The 21,858-nt window shown below is 33.8% G+C and carries 17 protein-coding genes; 4 read left to right on the plus strand and 13 right to left on the minus strand.

The annotated features are described in order from the left end of the window. Positions 1-21 precede the first annotated feature (21 nt). The 7 genes from LPC23_RS01180 to LPC23_RS01210 are packed head-to-tail and all read right to left on the minus strand — an operon-like array spanning position 22 to position 9,549. Positions 22-1,176 carry a cytochrome c oxidase subunit II gene (locus LPC23_RS01180; RefSeq protein WP_229330424.1) on the minus strand — a complete coding sequence of 385 codons (1,155 nt, stop codon included), beginning with the start codon at positions 1,174-1,176 and terminating at the stop codon, positions 22-24. 20 nt (positions 1,177-1,196) lie between these two features. Then, a complete protein-coding gene (locus LPC23_RS01185) occupies positions 1,197-2,606 on the minus strand; it encodes a cation-translocating P-type ATPase (RefSeq protein ID WP_229330426.1) in 1,410 nt (469 codons plus the stop codon). 27 nt (positions 2,607-2,633) lie between these two features. Further along, positions 2,634-3,179 carry a c-type cytochrome gene (locus LPC23_RS01190; protein WP_229325720.1) on the minus strand — a complete coding sequence of 182 codons (546 nt, stop codon included), beginning with the start codon at positions 3,177-3,179 and terminating at the stop codon, positions 2,634-2,636. 8 nt (positions 3,180-3,187) lie between these two features. Next, positions 3,188-3,712 (minus strand): DUF3341 domain-containing protein, encoded by a 525-nt coding sequence (locus tag LPC23_RS01195; RefSeq protein WP_229325722.1) that lies wholly within the window; start codon positions 3,710-3,712, stop codon positions 3,188-3,190. Then, positions 3,705-5,105, minus strand: a complete 1,401-nt coding sequence (gene nrfD / locus LPC23_RS01200) for an NrfD/PsrC family molybdoenzyme membrane anchor subunit (RefSeq protein ID WP_229325724.1) — start codon at positions 5,103-5,105, stop codon at positions 3,705-3,707. The genes LPC23_RS01195 and nrfD overlap by 8 nt, the downstream gene beginning before the upstream one ends. A gap of 38 nt (positions 5,106-5,143) precedes the next feature. Beyond that, complete coding sequence (locus tag LPC23_RS01205) at positions 5,144-8,197, minus strand: TAT-variant-translocated molybdopterin oxidoreductase (RefSeq protein WP_229330429.1); 3,054 nt, start codon at positions 8,195-8,197, stop codon at positions 5,144-5,146. 29 nt (positions 8,198-8,226) lie between these two features. Next, positions 8,227-9,549: a c-type cytochrome gene (locus tag LPC23_RS01210; RefSeq protein ID WP_229330431.1), complete on the minus strand. Its 1,323-nt coding sequence runs from the start codon at positions 9,547-9,549 to the stop codon at positions 8,227-8,229. Between the two features lie 217 nt (positions 9,550-9,766). Here LPC23_RS01210 and LPC23_RS01215 point away from each other — a divergent pair, with 217 nt between their 5' ends. Then, entirely contained in the window at positions 9,767-10,156 is a 390-nt protein-coding gene (locus tag LPC23_RS01215; protein WP_229330433.1) for an SPOR domain-containing protein, read from the plus strand. Between the two features lie 54 nt (positions 10,157-10,210). Here LPC23_RS01215 and infB read toward each other — a convergent pair whose 3' ends face one another. From infB to LPC23_RS01240, 5 genes are all read right to left on the minus strand, one after another. Beyond that, complete coding sequence (gene infB / locus LPC23_RS01220; RefSeq protein ID WP_229330435.1) at positions 10,211-12,985, minus strand: translation initiation factor IF-2; 2,775 nt, start codon at positions 12,983-12,985, stop codon at positions 10,211-10,213. Between the two features lie 89 nt (positions 12,986-13,074). After that, positions 13,075-14,322, minus strand: a complete 1,248-nt coding sequence (gene nusA / locus LPC23_RS01225; RefSeq protein WP_229325734.1) for a transcription termination factor NusA — start codon at positions 14,320-14,322, stop codon at positions 13,075-13,077. Positions 14,323-14,335: 13 nt separating this feature from the next. Next, positions 14,336-14,800, minus strand: coding sequence for a ribosome assembly cofactor RimP (gene rimP / locus LPC23_RS01230; protein WP_229325736.1), 465 nt, complete (start codon positions 14,798-14,800; stop codon positions 14,336-14,338). 216 nt (positions 14,801-15,016) lie between these two features. Beyond that, entirely contained in the window at positions 15,017-15,313 is a 297-nt protein-coding gene (locus LPC23_RS01235) for a thioredoxin family protein (protein WP_229325738.1), read from the minus strand. Positions 15,314-15,387: 74 nt separating this feature from the next. After that, positions 15,388-16,611 (minus strand): metallophosphoesterase, encoded by a 1,224-nt coding sequence (locus LPC23_RS01240; protein ID WP_229330437.1) that lies wholly within the window; start codon positions 16,609-16,611, stop codon positions 15,388-15,390. A gap of 154 nt (positions 16,612-16,765) precedes the next feature. Between LPC23_RS01240 and polA the strand changes: the two genes are divergently transcribed. Then, positions 16,766-19,594, plus strand: coding sequence for a DNA polymerase I (polA, locus tag LPC23_RS01245; protein WP_229330439.1), 2,829 nt, complete (start codon positions 16,766-16,768; stop codon positions 19,592-19,594). Positions 19,595-19,634: 40 nt separating this feature from the next. Here the strand turns inward: polA and LPC23_RS01250 are convergent, their stop codons facing one another. Next, a complete protein-coding gene (locus LPC23_RS01250; protein WP_229330441.1) occupies positions 19,635-20,663 on the minus strand; it encodes a LacI family DNA-binding transcriptional regulator in 1,029 nt (342 codons plus the stop codon). Positions 20,664-20,965: 302 nt separating this feature from the next. Here LPC23_RS01250 and rplM point away from each other — a divergent pair, with 302 nt between their 5' ends. Next, positions 20,966-21,421: a 50S ribosomal protein L13 gene (gene rplM / locus LPC23_RS01255; protein WP_229317673.1), complete on the plus strand. Its 456-nt coding sequence runs from the start codon at positions 20,966-20,968 to the stop codon at positions 21,419-21,421. Further along, entirely contained in the window at positions 21,421-21,807 is a 387-nt protein-coding gene (gene rpsI / locus LPC23_RS01260; protein WP_229317674.1) for a 30S ribosomal protein S9, read from the plus strand. The genes rplM and rpsI overlap by 1 nt, the downstream gene beginning before the upstream one ends. The last annotated feature ends 51 nt before the right edge of the window (positions 21,808-21,858 follow it).

Consider the following 21,858-nt stretch of genomic DNA (forward strand, 5'->3'; position numbering starts at 1 on the left):
CTTTATATATTCTTAAATTAATTATTTCATTACAACCTTAGAAACAGTATCCAAAGAAACTGCTGTAGAATCAATAACAGTTCCCTCTGCAGCCGGAGCAGGCTCGTTTGACTCCTTAACTTTCTGAACTAATGATACTTGTTCTTTAAACCATTTTTTATAGTCTTCAGGAGTATCAACCACAATCTTCATCTGCATATTGTAATGTGAAGCTCCACAAATTTTATTACACAACAATAAATAGTCAAAAGTGTAAGGGTCTAAAGCAGTATTACCTGCTGCAACTAATTCAGCACTTTTTTGAGTTCTAATTTTATTAATACGCGCTACTTTCTCAACCATAAAAGGTAATTCTCTATACTCTAAAGTAGTATAAGTAGGAGTAAAAGCAAATTGAGTAACCATCCCAGGAACACAATTCATTTGTGCTCTAAAATGCGGCATATAGGCAGAGTGTAAAACGTCTTGAGAACGTATTTTAAACAATACTTTCTTTCCTTTAGGAATATGTAACTCTGATGCAACAAAATCATCTTGTGCGTTAGGATCAGCTAAATCAACTCCAACATCATTAACTCCGTCAATTAATCTTACGTTTGCTTTACCTAAAACGTTATCAGCACCGGCATAACGCGCAGTCCAACCAAACTGTTTAGCATACAACTCTATAACAATAACATCCTCATCTTCATCAACAAACATAATATTGTTCCAAGCATACAATCCATATAATATAAGACCAGCTAAAACAATTGCAGGAATAGAACTCCAAATTGCTTCCAACTTATTATTATCAGCAAAGAATAACGCTTTTTGATCTTTTTTACCTCTGTATTTAAAAGCAAAATAATGCAATAAAACTTGAGTAACAGCTTGAACAATAAATATTAAAACCCAAGTAATATTCATCAATCTATCAACATCTGTTCCATGTTCTGAAGCTGGAGTATGAAGAGGTAAGTCTCCCCACTTAAATAAACCATAAATAGTAAAAATATAAATGAAAGCTAAAAAGCCAAACATTAAATATCCTTGAACATTATTATCATTATCAGTTGCTATTTGTGAGTCATTCGAATTTGAATTACCTACCTGAGTTAAATCAAATATCTTGGTTAACTGCCAAATTGCAACAGCCAATAAAACTAAAACTATAATTACCAACAAACTTGTCATCTGTTTTTATTTAAATATTATTAATAATGAAAATGTTTACTCTCTTCTATAAATGGATTTCTTTTAGCTAATAAAGGTGCTTTAGTCAATGCAGTAAAGACAACATAAATAAATAAACCTAAAAAGAAAAGAATAGATGCAATTTCAGGAACACCAATAAACCATTGGTCACCAACTGTACCAGGCATAATCATGTTAAAGAAATCAACATAATGACCCAATAATATTACAATTCCTGCCATAACCAATACCCAAGTAATTCTCTTGAAATCAGTATTAATTAAAATTAATAGTGGAAACAAGAAGTTCATAGCTACTGCTCCAAAGAATGGTAAATTATACAATTGGATACGTGTTACATAGTAAGTAACCTCTTCAGGAATATCAGCATACCAAATTAACATGAACTGAGAAAACCATAAGTACGTCCAGAATACACTAATTCCAAACATAAACTTAGCTAAATCATGAATGTGACTTGTGTTAACGTGTTCAAGATATCCTTTAGATTTAAGGTATAATGTAACCATCGCAATTGTTGTAATACCACTTACAAAGAAGCTTGCAAAAACATACCATCCAAAAAGTGTACTAAACCAATGTGGGTCAATAGACATGATCCAATCCCAAGACATAATTGACTCAGATACAATAAAGAATACTAAAAATGCAGCTGACATTTTAAAATTCTTTTTGTAATACAAGTTATCATTAGCTTCATCTTGTGCTAAACAATTTTTTCTTGAATAGTATTGATAAAGGCTCCAACCTAATAAAAATATTGCAGCTCTAACAATCCAAAAAGGAAAATTTAAATACCCTGCTTTACCAGCAATTATATGATCATAAGCACTGCTATTAGGATCAGTTACACCTTCTCCTAACCATACAAATAAATGATTAAAATGTAAACCAGATAATATCAATAAAATGAAAAATAAAACCGAACCAACTGGTAAGTATGATGTTATCCCTTGCATCACTCTGAACAATACTGGTGACCAACCTGCTTGAGCAACTTGTTGTATTGCATAAAAAGCTAAAGCGCCCAAAGCAATTAACATAAAAAATATACAAGCAACATATAAAGCAGCCCAAGGCTTATTTTGTAATTGGTGCAGTACATGAGTCAAATGAGCTTCATGTTCAGCATGAGCATCAACCACATGAGCTTCAGCAGCATGACTTTTATCTTCGTGAGCAGCAGGTGCAGCATGAGAATTTGATTCATGACTTTCAGCCTTAGCAGGATGAGAATCAGGTGCCTCATGTTTAGCAACATCATGACTACCATGACTATCTGCAGCTAAAAGTTTCTCAACTTCTTTAATATCTTTAGGAGCAGTATAAAAACCATACCCAATACCTAAAAGACCAACAGCCATAAGGATTAGAGAAAAAGTTTTTAATTTACTTGAAAATGTATACATATCTTTTACGATCAGTTTGTTCAACAATTATAATTCGCTTTTAAGTTTAAGAACATAGTCAGCAACTAACCAACGCTCTTTTGCATCCAATTGATTGGCATGAGAACCCATAGAATTAAGTCCATAAGTAATTACGTGAAAAATACTTCCTTCAGTAATTGGTCTGTCTGCATAACTAGGTACGCCTAAGAATTTTTCTCTCTCTACTAACTTCCCTTTACCATTTCCAGATGCCCCATGACAACTGATACAATAAATTTCATATAGCTCTTGCCCTTTAACAATATCTTTTTGGATAGAATCTAAAGGTGATTTCAAATTCGCTTTAGCTAATTCGTAGCCTTCAGTAGAATTTTCATATTCATACACATCAAAACCTCTTTTTAAAGAACCAGTAGCAGGAAGTTGACCTTCTTTACCATCTTTAAAAGCGTCAGATTCAGAATACGTCTCATATCCAACAGCTTCGTACATGTTTGGAAAATACTGATAATTAGGAGCAGTTTTATCATGGCACGATACCATTACTGTGGCAAAACCTAATAATAACGTTATTTTAAATATACTTTTCATAACTTTAATTAATGCTTTTCTATAACTTTTACTTCAACAGCTCCAGTATTTTCAAAGAATGAAACTAACTCAGCTTCATTATTATTAACTGCAACTTCCATTAAAAAATGGTCATCTGTAGTTCTTACATCTGGATTCTCTGCTTCTTTAAATGGCCATAATTTACTTCTCATGTAAAAAGTAATAACCATTAAATGAGCGGCAAAAAATACAGTTTCTTCAAACATAATTGGAACAAAAGCAGGCATGTTTTCAATGTAACTAAAACTTGGCTTACCTCCAATATCTTGTGGCCAGTCTTGAATCATAACATAATTCATCATCCAAGTACCAAATGAAATTCCGCATAAACCGTACAAGAAAGCACAAATTGCTAAACGTGTAGGGGCTAGACCCATTGCTTTATCCAAACCATGAACGGGAAATGGACTAAAAACTTCTTCAATGTGATGATGAGCTGCACGTGTTTTCTTTACAGCGTCCATTAAAACATCATCATCATTATATATAGCGTATATTACTTTATTACTCATGGTGTGATTCTTTATTTGCTCTTTCTTTAATGTAATTATCTCCAGTTGCTTTTAATATTGTTTTTACTTCTGCTTGTGCAATCACAGGGAAAGTTCTAGCATACAATAAAAACAATACAAAGAAGAAACCTATTGTTCCAATGAAAATACCAATGTCTACGAAAGTTGGTGAGAACATTGTCCATGAAGATGGAAGATAATCTCTGTGAAGTGACGTAACAATAATAACGAAACGTTCAAACCACATACCAATATTAACGACAATTGATATGATAAATGAGAACATAATACTAGTTCTTAATTTTTTAAACCACATGAATTGTGGAGAGAAAACATTACAAGTCATCATAGACCAGTAAGCCCACCAATAAGGTCCAGTAGCTCTATTCAAAAATGCATATTGTTCGTATTCTACACCTGAATACCAAGCTACAAATAGCTCTGTAATATAGGCAACTCCTACAATAGAACCTGTAATCATGATTACAATGTTCATTAACTCAATATGTTGAATAGTAATATAAGCTTCTAAATTAGATACCTTTCTCATAATGATAAGCAAGGTATTTACCATTGCAAATCCAGAGAATACAGCACCTGCAACGAAATAAGGAGGGAAAATAGTAGTATGCCATCCTGGTATTACAGAAGTAGCAAAGTCCATCGATACAATAGTGTGAACAGAAAGTACAAGAGGAGTTGCTAAACCTGCAAGAACTAAAGATACTTCTTCAAAACGTTGCCAATCTTTCGCTCGACCACTCCATCCAAAACTTAATATAGAATATACTCTTTTGTTGAAAGGTGTAATAGCTCTATCTCTTAACATCGCAAAGTCAGGCAACAAACCAGTCCACCAGAAAACTAATGAAACTGAAAGATAGGTAGAAATCGCAAATACGTCCCATAATAATGGTGAGTTAAAGTTAACCCATAAAGATCCAAATTGATTTGGAATAGGCAATACCCAGTAAGCCAACCAAGGACGACCCATGTGAATAATTGGAAATAAACCCGCTTGAATTACAGAGAAAATGGTCATTGCCTCTGCTGAACGGTTAATTGCCATTCTCCATCTCTGACGGAAAAGTAAAAGTACCGCAGAGATTAATGTACCAGCGTGACCAATACCTACCCACCAAACGAAGTTGGTAATATCCCAAGCCCATCCAACGGTCTTATTTAATCCCCATGTTCCAATTCCTGTAGATACAGTGTATACAATACAACCTAGTCCCCAAAGGAAGGCTGTTAATGCGATTGAAAACACAATCCACCAATGTTTGTTTGCCTTACCTTCAACAGGAGCTGCAACATCTACCGTTACATCGTGATATGATTTATCACCTATAACTAAAGGTTTTCTAATGCTTGATTCGTAGTGAGACGACATAATCCTTTATCTTGTTTCTTAATAAATATTTTTAATAACTAAGTATTTCTAACTTTTACGTGATAAATCACATTAGGTTTTGTACCAACATGCTCTAATAAATGATACATTCTATCATCTGCAACTAACTTAGCCACTTTAGATTCAGTATCATTAATATCACCAAAAACCATAGCTCCTGAAGAACACGCACTTGAACAAGCTGTTTGGAACTCACCGTCCTTAATTGCTCTTCCTTCTCTTTTAGCTTTTAGAATTGTTGCTTGTGTCATTTGAATACACATAGAACATTTTTCCATTACACCACGAGAACGAACATTTACATCTGGATTAACTACCATACGTCCTAAATCATCATTCATATGATAATCAAACTCATCATTTTGACTGTATAAGAACCAGTTGAAACGACGCACTTTATATGGACAATTGTTAGCACAGTAACGAGTACCAACACATCTATTGTAAGCCATATTGTTTTGACCTTGACGGCTGTGCGATGTTGCAGCAACAGGACAAACAGTTTCGCAAGGCGCGTGGTTACAATGCTGACACATAACTGGTTGGAAAGCTACTTGAGGATTATCCCCTGCTTTTTCCATTTCGTTAAATGTGGACAATGAACTTGACAAACCTGCAATATTTTCTTTTCTTTCGTTATCGCCTTCAAAAGTGCTTTCAGAAGAATAGTATCTATCTATACGCAACCAGTGCATATCACGACTTCTTCTTACTTCTGACTTACCAACTACAGGAACATTATTCTCTGCATGACAAGCAATAACACAAGCTCCACAACCAGTACAAGCGTTCAAATCGATTGAAAGATTAAAGTGATGTCCGATTGAACGATCAAATGAATCCCACAAATCAACTTTAGTTGCTTCAACCTCTTTGTGATCTAGAGAAACCATAGGAACTTTATTCCATTCTTTGGCATCTTTAGTGTTGAAAATTTCTAAAGTAGTTTCTTTAATAATATCACCTCTACCCATCAAAGTTTTTTGACCTTGCACACAAGCAAATTCGTGTTCTCCATCTACTTTAACTAATGATACAGATTGTACATTATTAAAACCTTTATATAAAGCGTAAGCATTTAAACCTACAGCCATTTCTTCTTTTAATGCTGCTTTACGACCATAACCTAAAGCCAAACCAATTGTTCCAACAGCTTGACCTGGTTGAACGATTACTGGCACTTTCTCTAACTTATCCCCATCAGCAGTTGTAATAGTAGCATAACTACCATTCAAACCACCATTAGCAACAATTTCATTGGTTAAACCTAATTTCTTAGCATCAGCATTAGAAACAGTAACATAGTTATCCCAAGATACTCTTGTAATTGGATCTGGGAATTCTTGCAACCATGGATTGTTAGCTTGTTGACCATCGCCTAAACCAGTTTTAGTATATAAAACTAATTCTAATGCTTCAGCAGCTTTTGATTTTGATAAAGCTGACGCTGCAGCAGTATAGTCAGCAGAACCTGCAGTTGCAGTTGGAACAGCTCCAACATATACGCCATCATGTAACACTTTATTCCAAGTAGAACCTGCAATTATTGAAGCAGCAGTTCCTTTAATGTAATCATAATAAGTTCCTGCATTACCATTCAAAGACAATAAAACATCTTGAAATTGTTTTGTATTGAATAGTGGACGAATAGTAGGTTGAGTAAGGCTATAAGTACCTTTAGTCAAAATTAAATCATTCCAAGATTCTAAATAATGAGGCACTGGTGCAGCTATAGTAGTTACCGAAGCCGTTTCATCTTCTTTCAAAGAGAAAGCAACTGAAGTAGTTACTTTTTTAAGTCCTTCTACAAAAGAAGCACTGTCTGCCAATGTATAAACTGGATTAACACCACTCATAATTAACGTATGAACACTTCCTGCTTTCATATCGTTAATCAATTGAGCTACTTTTTCGTTAGATCCTTTTCTTATTTGTCTTGTTCCAGAAGTAGTGAAAGCTTCACTAGCTAATTTTTGATTGATAGCTAAAACTAATAATTGAGCATTCTTATCTTGAATTCCAGATACTAATACCCCTTTTGAACCAGCAGCTTTTAGTTGTTGTGCTGCCTTTGTAACTTCTGATTTGAATTGATCATCTAAACTTACCGCAACAGAAGAACCTGTTACAATATTATATATATGAACTAATGCTTGTTTTTGATTAGCTGTTGACATAGGCAAACGCTTATCAGCAGCTGCACCAGATAAAGTCATATTCGCTTCCAATTGGAAATGACGTGACATTTTACCATTCTTAGGAATTCTTCCTTGAGCATATCCTCCATTATAACCACCACCTTGCCAATCTCCTAAGAAGTCAGCACCAACAGATACAATTAAAGAAGCTTTTGAAAAATCATAATCAACTAAAGCTCTTTCTCCATAAACTGTTTCAAAAGCATCTAATGCTTCAGATGACGAAACTGCATCATAAACAACATGTTTAGCATTTGGATTTTTAGCAACAAACTCAGCGATCAATTTTTCAGTTGATGGACTAGCTAAAGTATTAGTCAATAAAACTACTTGACCTCCTTTTGTTTTAGCCTCAACAATACTAGATGCAATTTTAGAATTTACATCAGACCAACTTGCATTAGCTCCTGCAATTTTAGGCTCTTTCAATCGCATACTGTCATACATAGACAATATAGAAGCATGAATCCTAGCATTTGCAGCAAACTTAGCACCGCTAATTGAATTGTTATCAACTTTAATTGGACGACCTTCACGAGTTTTCACTAATAAATTAGCAAAATCGAAACCATCAAAAACAGTTGTTGCATAATAATCTGCTACACCAGGGATAATTTGTTCCGGTTGTAACACATAAGGTATTGATTTATGAACAGGACCCTCACAGGCAGCAAGAGTTGCTGCAGCTGTACTAAATCCAACGTACTTTAAAAAGTCACGACGTGTTGTAGAAGCAGATAAAGAATCACTATTCCCTAAAAATTCATCAGTAGGAATTTCTTCAACAAATTCGTTATTTTTAAGCGCCTCAACAATAGAACTATTTCCGTCTAGTTCCTCAACACTTTTCCAGTATTTTTTGTTTGATGACATATATAAATATTAAAAACTTAATAAATTAATTAATAGTGACACTTACCACATTCTAAACCTCCCATTTGTGCAGCAGTTAACTTTTCTACACCATATTTTTTAGAAAGCTGTTGGTGAATTTTAGTATAATATTCATTTCCTTCCATTTTAACGTCAGTTTTTCTATGGCAATCAATACACCATCCCATTGTTAATGGAGCAAATTGTTTTTGAATCTCATACTCTTCAACCGGACCGTGACAAGTCTGACATTCGATGCCTGCTACAGTTACGTGTTGAGAGTGATTAAAGTAAACAAAGTCAGGTAAATTATGAATACGAACCCATTTAACAGGTTGTGTTTTTCCTGTATAAGTCTGCGTAGCTTGATCCCAACCTACAGCTGTATATAATTTTTGGATTTGCTCGTCATAAAATGCTTTGCTGTATTCAGGAGTTGCAGTAGATTCAGCCACTTCAGATATATTTTTGTGACAATTCATACATACATTCAAAGAAGGAATTCCTCCATTCTTACTTACCCTAGCAGCAGAGTGACAATATTTACAATCAATTTCATTATCACCAGCATGAATTCTGTGAGAATAATGAATTGGCTGAATTGGCGCATAATCTTGATCAACACCTACCTGCATTAAGAAACCATAAACCAAATAAGCACCTGATAACAATAAAAATACTACAGATACAAAAACTAAGAATTGATTTTTAACAAAAGCTTTCCAAATTGGCATACCAGCTTTTATTTCTTTTGGAGCTATTTCTATGTTATTTGCTTTAGCTACTTTTCGAAGCACATTGTTCACCAAGTACAACATAACAACTAAAACCAATAATACTAAAACTAATGCTCCTAAAATTAAATTATTAGTAACCCTACTTTCATTAGTAGCAGCAGGAGCAGATCCATCAACAGCAGGAGCACCAGCAGCAGCTGCAGGAGCTTCCTCTTTTGGAGTTGAAGTATATGCTATAATATTATCAATGTCGCTTTCAGATAATTGAGGAAAAGCAGTCATTACAGACTTATTGTATTCTTCAAATATCTTAACCGCTTGAGGGTCTCCAGATTTGATTAATTCAGAACTATTTTTAACCCACTTGTATATCCATGACATATCATACTTATCAGCAACGCCACGCAATGCAGGACCAGTGGCTTTTGCATCTAGTTTATGACAAGCAGCACAATTAGCATTAAAAAGTTCCTTACCCGCAACAGGATCTCCACCCATCGTAGCAGCAGGTGCCGCCGCATCTTGAGCGAATGAATTTGAATAAGTAATTAGCAACAAGGCTAAACAGAAATAAAATTTCTTAAAGACCGAATTATGGTTATTCACCTTTTTCATATGGTATAAAGATTATCTACTAAAATTTGTGCTGTATTTTTCATTGAAAAAAATTCAAAAAATACATACATTCTTTTTAAACTTGCACAAAAATACGACTTAAGAACTATTCTCAAAACCCTAGAATAGGTATATTTTTAATTTATATTGATTCTAAATAATTTTATTGATTTCCATTTCCATTTGAAATATTACATTTGTATAAAACTATCAGATTATGAGAATTTTAGAAAATAAAATCACTACTCTTACTATTGTACTTACTTTTTTTACAAGTACTTTTTGCCTTTCTCAAAATGCTAAATTTAACATTAACACAAATCTATTCTTCGAGCAGTTAGTGAATGAAAAAAGAAAAGTCAACCCATCCATATCATTAAATGAAAGATATAAAATTCAAATATTTAACGGAGAAAATGAAAAGGCAAAAAAAACAATAATTCAATTTAAACAAGAATTTAAAAATATGGACGCAACCATAATTTTTAAAACACCCAACTATAAAGTTTGGGTAGGCAGTTTTAAAACTAGAATTGAAGCTGAAAGAAATTTAATTGAAATTAAGAAGAAGTATAAAAATGTTTTGCTAATAAAGCCTGGCAAATAAAAATTAAAAACAAAAAACCCCGATAAATCGGGGTTTTTTTATAGCTATATAATTTTATTTCAATTTCTTTTTGATTGCTACTTCATGATACGCTTCAATAACATCTCTTTCTTCAATGTCATTGTATCCTTTAATTTGAATACCACAATCATATCCTTTAGCTACTTCTTTTACGTCATCTTTAAAACGCTTAAGAGCTACTAATTCACCATCAAAAACAACAACTCCTTCTCTTACTATTCGAACTTTAGCATTTCTGGTAATCTTACCATCCATAACCATACATCCCGCAATAGATCCTACTTTAGAAATTTTGAAAATTTCTCTGATTTCTGCAGTACCAAGAACTTCTTCTTTCATTTCTGGCGCTAACATTCCTTCCATTGCATCTTTCAAGTCGTCAATAGCAGCATAGATAATAGAGTAATAACGGATATCAATTTCTTCTTTATCGGCAAGTTGTCTTGCGTTACCAGCTGGACGAACATTAAATCCAATAATAATTGCATCAGATGCAGAAGCCAACATTACATCAGTTTCTGTAATTGCCCCTACTCCTTTATGTATGATATTAATTTGAACTTCTTCAGTAGATAATTTAGAGAACGAATCCGATAATGCCTCAACAGATCCATCAACGTCTCCTTTAAGAATTACATTTAATTCTTTAAACTGACCTAATGCAATTCTACGTCCAATCTCATCTAGAGTAATATGTCGTTGTGTTCTAACTGATTGCTCACGCATCAATTGAGAACGTTTTGATGCAATTTGTTTTGCTTCTTTTTCATCTTCAAAAATATTGAACTTATCTCCAGCAGTTGCTGCACCATCTAAACCTAAAACTGAAACCGGTGTTGACGGACCCGCTTGTAATACAACATTTCCTCTTTCATCATGCATAGCTTTAATTTTACCATGATGCTTTCCAGCCAACATATAATCTCCGATTTTTAAAGTTCCGTGCTGCACTAATAATGTAGAAACGTATCCTTTACCTTTATCCAAGAATGCTTCAACTACGGTTCCTTGAGCTGCTTTATTTGGATTAGATTTTAAATCTAAAATTTCAGCTTCTAATAATACTTTTTCAAGCAATTCTTTAACTCCCAAACCAGTTTTTGCTGATATGTCATGTGATTGGATTTTTCCACCCCAATCTTCAACTAGTAAGTTCATACCCGCTAATCTTTCTTTAATCTTATCCGGATTAGCATTTGGCTTATCTACTTTATTGATTGCAAAAATAATTGGAACACCAGCAGCTTGAGCGTGACTAATCGCCTCTTTAGTTTGTGGCATAATATCATCATCGGCTGCAATTACGATAATAGCAATATCTGTAACTTGAGCACCACGAGCACGCATTGCCGTAAAGGCTTCGTGACCTGGTGTATCTAAAAAGGCGATTTTTTGACCACTATCTAAAGTAACTCCATAAGCTCCAATATGCTGAGTAATTCCACCGGACTCTCCTGCAATAACATTTTCTTTACGAATATAATCTAATAAAGATGTTTTACCGTGATCGACATGCCCCATAACCGTAACGATTGGCGCTCTATACATCAAGTCTTCTTCTTTATCTTCAACAACTTGAATTGCTTCCTCAATATCAACAGTTATGAATTCTACTTCATATCCAAATTCATCAGCTACAATGGTTAATGTCTCAGCATCTAAACGTTGATTCATAGTTACCATTATTCCAAGTGACATACATGTACCAATTACTTTTGTAATAGGCACATCCATCATAATCGCAATCTCGCCAACGGTAACAAATTCAGTAACTTTAATTGTTTTACTTCCTTCGTCGATAGCTCTTTGCTCTTCATCAGATTTCTGACGGTGCGTATCTCTTTTATCTCTTCTATATTTTGCTGCTTTAGATTTTCCTCCTTTTCCTTGAAGTTTTTCTAAAGTTTCACGGATTTGGTTTTTAACCTCTTCTTCTGTAGGTTCTACTTTAGCAACAATAGCAGGTCTATTTCCTTTAACAAAACCAGGTTTAGAACCTCTGTTTGCATTAAAACCACCACCTGAATTAGGTGTGATTTTATTTGGATTCGGAGCACCTGGCTCACCTGGAGTTGATGGCTTAGCAACAATTCGTTTTCTCTTATTTTTAGCCGCATTAGCTCCTGCACCTGCTGCTCCTGGAGCACCTAATTTATTTGGAGTAATTTTAGGATCTTCTTTTTTCTTTTTAGGCTTATTGAACTGAGATAAGTCAATTGTCTGACCTGTTAATGTAGCACCTGATAATTTTTGGTACTGAGTTGTAATCGTCTCGTCTACAGGAGCATCGTCTGAAGCAACTTCTGCAGTAGATTTTTTGTCTTCCTTCGGTGCATTAACCACAACTGGATTTGCCTCTTTTTTGTCTGAAGTAGTTTTTTCTTGTGCAACAGCTACTGGAGAAACTTGTACTTTTTGTTCAATAGGAGTTGGAATAGTTTCAGGTTTCTTAGGGTTAAGATCAATTTTACCAACTTGAATAGGACCTGTTACTACCGCTTTCGCTTTAATAACTTCTTGACGCTCCTCTTCTTGTTTGCGTTTTTCTTCTACTTCTTGCTCACGTTGAATACGTAAAGCTTCTTTTTCTTTTCTTTTTTCTTCACCTACTTCTTTAGAAGCTTCTTTATTCCCCTTATCGCCCGCAAATTGACTTTGTAAGATACCAAACTCACGTTCAGAAATTTTAGCATTTGGATTTGCATCAATAGCAATTCCTTTATCCTTAAGATAATCTACTGCTCTTTCTAACGAAATATTTAATTCCCTTAAAACCTTGTTTATTCTTATTACTCTCTCTTCAGACATAAAACCTTTTTATTATTATCTTTTTATTGTGTTTCTTAATCCCATTAGTAACTTCCTACAATTGGGACTGAGATATTTTGAGAACTTGATTAATTTTCAAATTCTTCTTTTAATATTCTTACTACTTCTAGAATAGTTTCTTCTTCTAAATCGGTTCTTCTTACTAAGTCTTCTATATCTTGTTTTAAAATACTTCTTGCAGTATCCAAACCTATTTTAGCAAATTCGTCTATAATCCATTCTTCAATTTCATCAGAGAATTCAGTTAATTCGATATCGTCTTCTTCGCCACCAGCTACATCTCCTTCACGAATTACATCTAATTCGTATCCAGTTAATAACCCAGCTAACTTAATATTATGCCCTCCTCTACCAATTGCTTTTGAAACTTCTTCTAACTTCAAGAATACTTCTGCTCTCTTCGTTTCTTCATTGATTTTAATAGACGAAACTTTTGCAGGACTTAAAGCACGAGTAATATACAATTGAATATTACTTGTGTAATTAATTACATCAATATTTTCATTCCCTAATTCACGGACAATTCCGTGAATACGTGATCCTTTCATACCCACACAAGCTCCAACAGGATCAATTCTATCATCATAAGAATCAACAGCTACTTTCGCTTTTTCACCAGGAATTCGAACTACATTTTTAACCATAATCAAACCGTCAAAAACTTCTGGAATTTCTTGTTCAAATAATTTTTCTAGGAACACATCTGAAGTTCTAGACATAATAATTTGAGGTTTATTTCCTTTCAATTCAACGCTTTCAATGATACCACGAACATTGTCTCCTTTACGGAAAAAGTCAGAAGGAATTTGTTTTTCTTTAGGTAAAACAATTTCATTTCCTTCATCGTCAACCAAAATTACAACTCTTGGTCTTACATGATGAACCTCAGCAGTATATATCTCACCGATAATATCTTTAAATTGTTTGTACAAATTAGTATTATCGTGTTCATGGATTTTAGAAATTAAATTTTGGCGTAAAGCTAAAATCGCTCTTCTTCCTAAATCAATTAATTTCACTTCTTCAGAAACTTCTTCGCCAATTTCAAAATCGGCTTCAATCTTTCTAGCTTCTGTGAGTGTGATCTCTTCGTTTTCAAAATCTAAATCTTCATCTGCAACGATAACTCGTCGTCTCCAAATTTCCATATCTCCTTTATCAGGATTGATAATGATATCAAAATTATCATCTGAACCGTATTTTTTCTTTAATGCATTTCTAAATACATCTTCTAAAATTGCCATAAGCGTTACACGATCAATAAGTTTATCATCTTTAAACTCTGAAAATGAATCGATTAATGCTAAATTTTCCATGCGAAATCTTTATTTAAAATGTTACTGTAACAATTGCTTCTTTAATATCCGAGTAAGGAAGTTCTAATCTCTTTTGAACAGTTTCTTTTCCTTTACCCACTTTCTTTGGTTCTCTTGCTAGCCAAGACAAAATTACAAATTCATCATTAGCTTCTACCAATTCTGCTTCAATATTTTCAGTTGATGTCTTCACTATCAGTGTTCTACCAACATTTTTTTTATATTGTCTCACCAATTTTAATGGCGAACCTACACCTACAGAGGCTACTTCTAATGAATAATCCTGCTCTTCTCTATCTAAATTACCTTCAATCGCTCGACTTACATCGATACAATCTTGCAACGCCACTCCATTGTCTCCATCTATATTGACAATGATTTTGAAAGCATCTGTAATAGTCAAGTCAATTAAAAAAAGACTTGGCTTATCTACAAGGCATTCTTCTACTAGCGTATTTACTTTTTCTTTGAACGTCATAGTTGTATAAAAAGAGGGGACGATTAGTCCCCTCATTATCTAGATTTAAATAAATAACGATGCAAATATAGTGTTTTTTTTAATATTTAAAATAATCGAATACTTTAAAAATAAAATCTACCTAACAGAATCTCAAAACAACAACTAATCATAACTAAAAAAAGTTCTACGAAATACATCATAAAACTTTTTTTAAAAATATTACTTTAACGAATGTTATAGTTGTTCTTGTACCAAATTAATAATAGCATTGGCATCTAATTCACCTGCTTGACGCCAAACCATTTGACCTTCCTTGTAAATCATAAGAGTTGGAAGCCCTTTTATACGAAGTGCTTCGGCAAGCTCTTGATTTTTATCAACATCAATTTTAATTACTTTAGCCTTGTCTCCTAATGCAGCAGCCACATCTCTTATCACAGGATGCATTGATACTGAAGACTCATTCCAATCAGTGTAAAAGTCAATTAACACTGGAATTTGAGTATTTATAAGTTCTCCAAATTTTGACATAAAACCAAAAATTTAATTATTATAATCCACTTAAAAAGAAACAAATATTATACAAATGTAGTATTTTTAGTTAATTACACTAATTTATTGCCTTTTTTTAGCTCTATCACGGTAATTTCTGGCATTATTCCTACTCTTCCAGAATAAGCATGAAAGCCAAATCCGCGATTTACATAGACATATCGCCCTTTATTTTCATATAGACCTGCCCATTGTTTATACACATATTGTGCCAAACTCCATTTAAAATATCCTGGAATTTCAATTCCAAACTGCATTCCGTGGGTATGACCTGACAATGTTAAATGGAAATTTTTCTCATGATGTTGTACTTCATAGTCCCAATGACTTGGGTCATGACTCATTAAAATTTTAAAATCAGTATTTGACAAGCCGTTTGAAGCCTTATTAATATCGCCTGCTCGCTTAAAATTATGCCCCCAATTCTCAACTCCAACGAGTGCTATTTTTTGTCCCTCTTTTTCTATAACTCTATGTTCGTTTAGAAGTAATTCAAAATCAATCTGACCGTATAAATTTTTAATCGCTTGAAAATTAGCTTCCTTAGCTTCGGGTGTTGGCCAACTAACATATTCGCCATAATCATGATTCCCTAAAACTGAATACTTCCCGAATTTAGGTTTTTTAATTCGATTAAATGTTTCAATCCATGGGAGCATTTCTTTGGCGTGGGTATTGACTATATCTCCAGTAAACAAAATCATATCTGAATTTTGTTCGTTAATCAAATCAATAGCATAGTTAATTTTATCAGGATTATCAAAACTACCACTGTGAATGTCTGAAATTTGAGTGATTTTAAAACCGTCAAATTCTTCAGGTAAATCCGGAAAATAAATCGGTTGTTTAATTACCTTGAAATTATATTTCCCTTCGAAAATTCCATACAACACTGAGATAAATGGAATTGCAGCCAAGCTTAATCCCATTTGACTTACAAATTTTCTTCGTGAAGCCATAAATGGTTGATCTCTATTTTTCTTAGCTAAATAGGTTACCGAGCCTTTTCCAACTCTGAAAAAATCTTCTGCAATCATTACTATTGATAGAACCATTTTTGGAATGTAAACTAATAATGCAGCAGCTAAAACCAGCATAGTTTGTCTAGTTTGACCTACAGATCTATCGAACTGCGATATAGTGTACAAAAAGAAAACAGCTAAAACAAAGGAAAAAATTTGATATGCTACTAGTATTTTTTTTCGCTGCAATAGTGTACGAAGCGATTGATAGGCAAACCATTCAATTGCACCCCAAAAGAGAAAAAAAAGGATCATTACAAAAGCCATTAGTATAATTTTCGAAAATTAGCTTACAAAATAACGACTTAATTTTTTCAAAAAGATTTTTATTGATTAAAATTTAACTCTTAAAGAAAACTTTAGCTCGGTTTACTTATTTTTACCAATTCAATTTTAGAATCAATTTTCAATGTCAACTCAAAAACGTCTTTTCCTTCTTGATGCCTATGCTTTAATCTTTAGAGGGTATTATGCTTTCATAAAAAATCCAAGAATTAATTCTAAAGGGCTTGATACTTCTGCTATAATGGGGTTTATGAATTCCTTGATGGATGTAATAAAAAGAGAAAAACCAGATCATCTAGCCGTTGCTTTTGATAGAGGCGGAAGTGATTTACGAAATGATATTTATCCAGAGTACAAAGCACATCGTGACGCAACACCTGAAGCCATCAAAATTGCAGTTCCTTATATACAAGAATTACTTCGAGCGATGCATATTCCTATTATAGAAGTAAGCGGTTATGAAGCAGATGACTTAATTGGCACTATTGCAAAACAAGCCGAAAAACAAAATTACCAAGTATTTATGGTGACGCCCGATAAGGATTTTGCTCAACTGGTCTCTGAAAATATTTTTATGTACAAACCTGCCCGAATGGGTAATGGAATCGAAATTTGGGGAATTCCAGAGGTTTTAGCAAAATTTGAAATCGATAGACCTGAGCAAGTGATTGATTTTCTTGGTATGATGGGCGACGCGGCAGATAATATTCCTGGTTTGCCTGGAGTAGGAGAAGTTACTGCTAAAAAATTATTAAAGGAATTTGGTTCCATGGAAAACTTATTGGCTAATACCGACAAGTTGAAAGGAAAGATGAAAGACAATATTGAAGCCAATAAGGAAAAAGGGCTTTTATCCAAGACTTTGGCGACAATTTTATTAGACTGTCCTGTCCAATTTAACGAAACGGATTACGAATTATCTACTCCCGATGTAGAAAAAACAGATGCTTTATTCAACGAATTGGAATTTCGTAGGATGGCTGAACAATTTGACGTCATTTTTAGAAAAGGAGAAGCAGCACCAGCAGTTGACGAAGCTAAACTTTATAAAAAACCGCAACCAAAAAGCGAAGATCAATTTGACCTTTTTGGTAGTGCTATCGATGAAGGTTCAGAAGAAACGCGTCATCAATATTATAGTTCATTAGAAAACACGGAACATTCATACCAAATTATTCAGGGCGATTTAGGAATCAAATTATTATTGCAAAACCTACAAAACCAAAAATCAGTTTGTTTTGATACTGAAACTACTGGATTAGACGCTTTACATGCTGAATTAGTTGGGATTTCGTTTTCATATGAAAAAGGAAAAGGGTTCTATGTTCCGTTCCCAGAAAATCAAACAGAAGCTCAAGCCTTAATTGAGAAATTTATTCCTTTTTTCGAAAATGAAAACATTGAAAAAATAGGGCAAAATTTAAAATACGACTTAAAAGTATTGTCTAATTATGGCATTACTGTAAAAGGTAAATTATTCGATACTATGATTGCGCATTATTTGATCAACCCGGATATGCGTCATAATATGGATATTTTATCTGAAACCTATTTAAAATATGCCCCACAATCTATTGAGGCATTAATTGGTAAAAAAGGGAAAAATCAAAAATCGATGCGCGATGTTCCTTTGGAAGAAATCAAAGAATATGCAGTTGAAGATGCTGATGTAACTTTACAACTTTCTGAAATTTTCAATTCCGAATTAGACAAAACACATACTAAAAAACTATTTGAAGAAATTGAAATTCCTTTAGTGGGAGTTTTGGCAAGCATGGAAAAAGAAGGAATCAATCTGGATGTTCCTTTCTTACAATCACTTTCAAAAGAATTAGGAGATGATATTGCTCAATTAGAAAGCCGAATTTATGAAATTGCGGGAGAAAAATTTAATTTGGCTTCTCCAAAACAATTGGGAGACATTTTGTTTGACAAGCTTAAAATTGGCGGTGCAAAACAAAAAAAGACTAAAACAGGACAATATGCTACTGGTGAAGAAATTTTGAGTTATTTGGCCAAAGACAATGAAATTGTAAGTGCTATTTTAGATTGGCGTTCACTAATCAAATTACAAAACACCTATGTTGAAGCATTGCCTTTGCAAGTAGATACCAAAACGAATCGTGTTCATACCGATTATATGCAAACCGTTGCCGCCACAGGTCGTTTGAGTTCTAATAACCCTAATTTACAAAACATTCCAATTCGAACAGAACGTGGAAAACAAATCAGAAAAGCATTTATTCCAAGAGATGAAAATTACACTTTACTCTCCGCCGATTATTCTCAAATAGAACTTCGAATTATTGCCGCTTTATGTGGAGAGGAGAATATGATCAAAGCTTTTCAGCAAGGAGAAGACATTCATAAAAGTACAGCTGCTAAAGTGTTTAATGTGCCTTTAGAAGAAGTAACTGCATCACAACGTAGCCATGCTAAAACAGTTAACTTCGGTATTATATATGGCGTTTCAGCTTTTGGTTTAAGCAATCAAACTTCACTTTCTCGCGCTGAAAGTGCTGCATTAATTGAAGCCTACTACATTACCTATCCAAAGCTAAAATCCTACATTCAGGATCAAATTGAAAGCGCAAGAGAGAATGGATTTGTGCAAACTATTTTAGGTCGTCGTCGCTATTTAAAAGATATCAACTCGGCTAATGCTATTGTGCGAGGTGCAGCTGAACGAAATGCGGTCAACGCACCGATTCAAGGAAGTGCTGCCGATATTATCAAAATTGCCATGATTAACATTCACAAACGATTGATTGCTGAGAATTGGAAATCAAAAATGTTACTACAAGTCCATGACGAATTGGTATTTGACGTTCACAATAGTGAATTAGAAAAAATTCAACCGATGATCAAACACGAAATGGAACAAGCTGTTGTTTTAAGTGTTCCTTTGGAAGTGGAAATCGGAATAGGGAAAGATTGGCTAGAAGCTCATTAATTCAATAAAAAATCCATTCTAATGAATGGATTTTTTGTTTTTATACTCTTGCAGTAGTCTCCCGTTCTTTTAAAACGGTTTTAATGACTTTCGTTTCATAAGGCGGTTCCTCTTCTGAATCGTCTTCTAAACGTTTAATCAATAATTTAGCCGCTTCTTCACCAATTTCTATTCCGTGTTGACTTACCGTAGTTAAACTTGGCGAAAGCCTTCTTGAAGCTAAAATACCATCGGCAAATCCAATAATACAAAGCTCTTCGGGGATTTTATAACCTTTTTTTAATCCCATTTTTAAAGCCGCAACTGAATCGTTCTCTTCCAAAGCGAAGATGCCATCAATTTTGTTATTAGCAAAAACCGTCTCCATACGTACTTTCAAATCCTCTTCTGAGTCAGTTCTCACAATAAGATTTGTGTTTACTGGGATATTATTTTTTTCTAATGCTTTTAAATACCCTTCAAAACGTAATTTTCCAACGCTCAAATTATCAACTGATGAAAGTAAGGCAATATTTTTACAGCCTAAATCAATTAAACGCTGGGTTGAATTTAGAGCCGAATCGAAATCATCTACTACCACTTTATCACACTCAATTCCTTCAGCAATTCGATCAAACATCACAATTGGTGTTCCGTCATTAATAATTTCTTTAAAATGATCGTAATTGTTTTGCTTTTGCGCCTCTTCAGAAACCGACAAAATAAATCCATCAATGGTTCCGTTACTCAGCATCTCTAATGTATGCGCCTCTTTTTCCAAAGACTCATTAGAAATACACATAATAACATTGTATCCTTTTTCGTCAGCCACTTTTTCAATTCCACTAAAAACTTTAGCAAAAAACGAATTCAAAATATTGGGTATAATAACGCCAATTGTTTTTGTTTTTCTATTCTTTAGATTTAAACCAATAACGTTAGGCTTGTAGTTTTTAAGTTTAGCGTATTCTTTTATTTTGATTTTAGTTTGCTCGCTAATCTCTGGGCTATCATTCAGCGCCTTAGAAACTGTAGAAACAGAAACATTAAGTTCTTTGGCGATTTGTTTTAGTGTTGCTTTAGCTTTCATATGTGGAGTTTAAAATGCTAAAATAAGAAAAAAATTGGTTGAAAGACGCGATTGGACCAATGACCAAAAGATTATAATTCAAAAAAACACTGAAAAATCAATGCTTTTTGAAATACCAAAGCCAATTTCAACAAAAAAGAAGCTCAAAAAAATTAAAAACTTATGAAAGCCTAAAAACAAATCCTTTAGCTACTGATAATCAGAACCAAATAATATTTTAGGACTATTTGTATTTCAGAAAAATAATTGTACTTTTGCATCCCCTTTATTGGGGATGGAATGTTTAATTAAAAATAAAAATTGTGAACACATTAAGCTACAAGACAATTTCAGCTAACAAAGCCACTGTATCAAAAGAGTGGATTGTTGTTGATGCTGATGGTCATAACTTAGGTCGTCTTGCTTCAAAAGTCGCTATGATTTTGAGAGGTAAATACAAGCCAAGTTATACCCCGCACGTGGACTGTGGAGATAACGTAATCGTTATTAACGCAGAGAAAATCAACCTTACAGGTAACAAATTGGATGAGAAAACATACATCCGTCACACTGGTTACCCTGGAGGACAAAGAACTTTGACTGCAAAAGTATTGCAATCAAAAAACCCAGCTTTATTAGTAGAAAAAGCTGTAAAAGGAATGTTACCTAAAAATAAATTAGGAGCAGAACTTTTTAGAAATTTAAATGTTGTTGTAGGTTCTGAGCACAAACAAGGCGCTCAAAAACCGAAAACTGTTAACCTAAACGATCTTAAGTAATGGGAGTTATTCACAAAATCGGTAGAAGAAAAACCGCTGTTGCACGTGTTTATGTTTCGGAAGGAACAGGAGTAATCACTGTAAACAAAAAAGAATTCGCAACTTACTTTCCAACTGCTACTTTACAGTACAAAGTGTTACAACCAATGTCAATGACAGAGAACGCTAACAATTTTGACGTAAAAGTAAATGTTTATGGAGGTGGTTCAACTGGTCAAGCAGAAGCTGTAAGAATGGCATTAGCACGTGTAATGTGTGAAGTAAATGCTGAAAACAGAGCTATCTTGAAACCAGAAGGTTTATTAACTAGAGATCCTAGAATGGTTGAACGTAAGAAATTCGGTCAGAAGAAAGCTCGTAAGAGATTCCAATTCTCTAAACGTTAATATTACCTGTCTTGTTCAAATGGGACAAGACATCGTTCATTTATTATTGAA

This window comes from Flavobacterium ammonificans, from assembly GCF_020885975.1.
Classification (GTDB): domain Bacteria; phylum Bacteroidota; class Bacteroidia; order Flavobacteriales; family Flavobacteriaceae; genus Flavobacterium; species Flavobacterium ammonificans.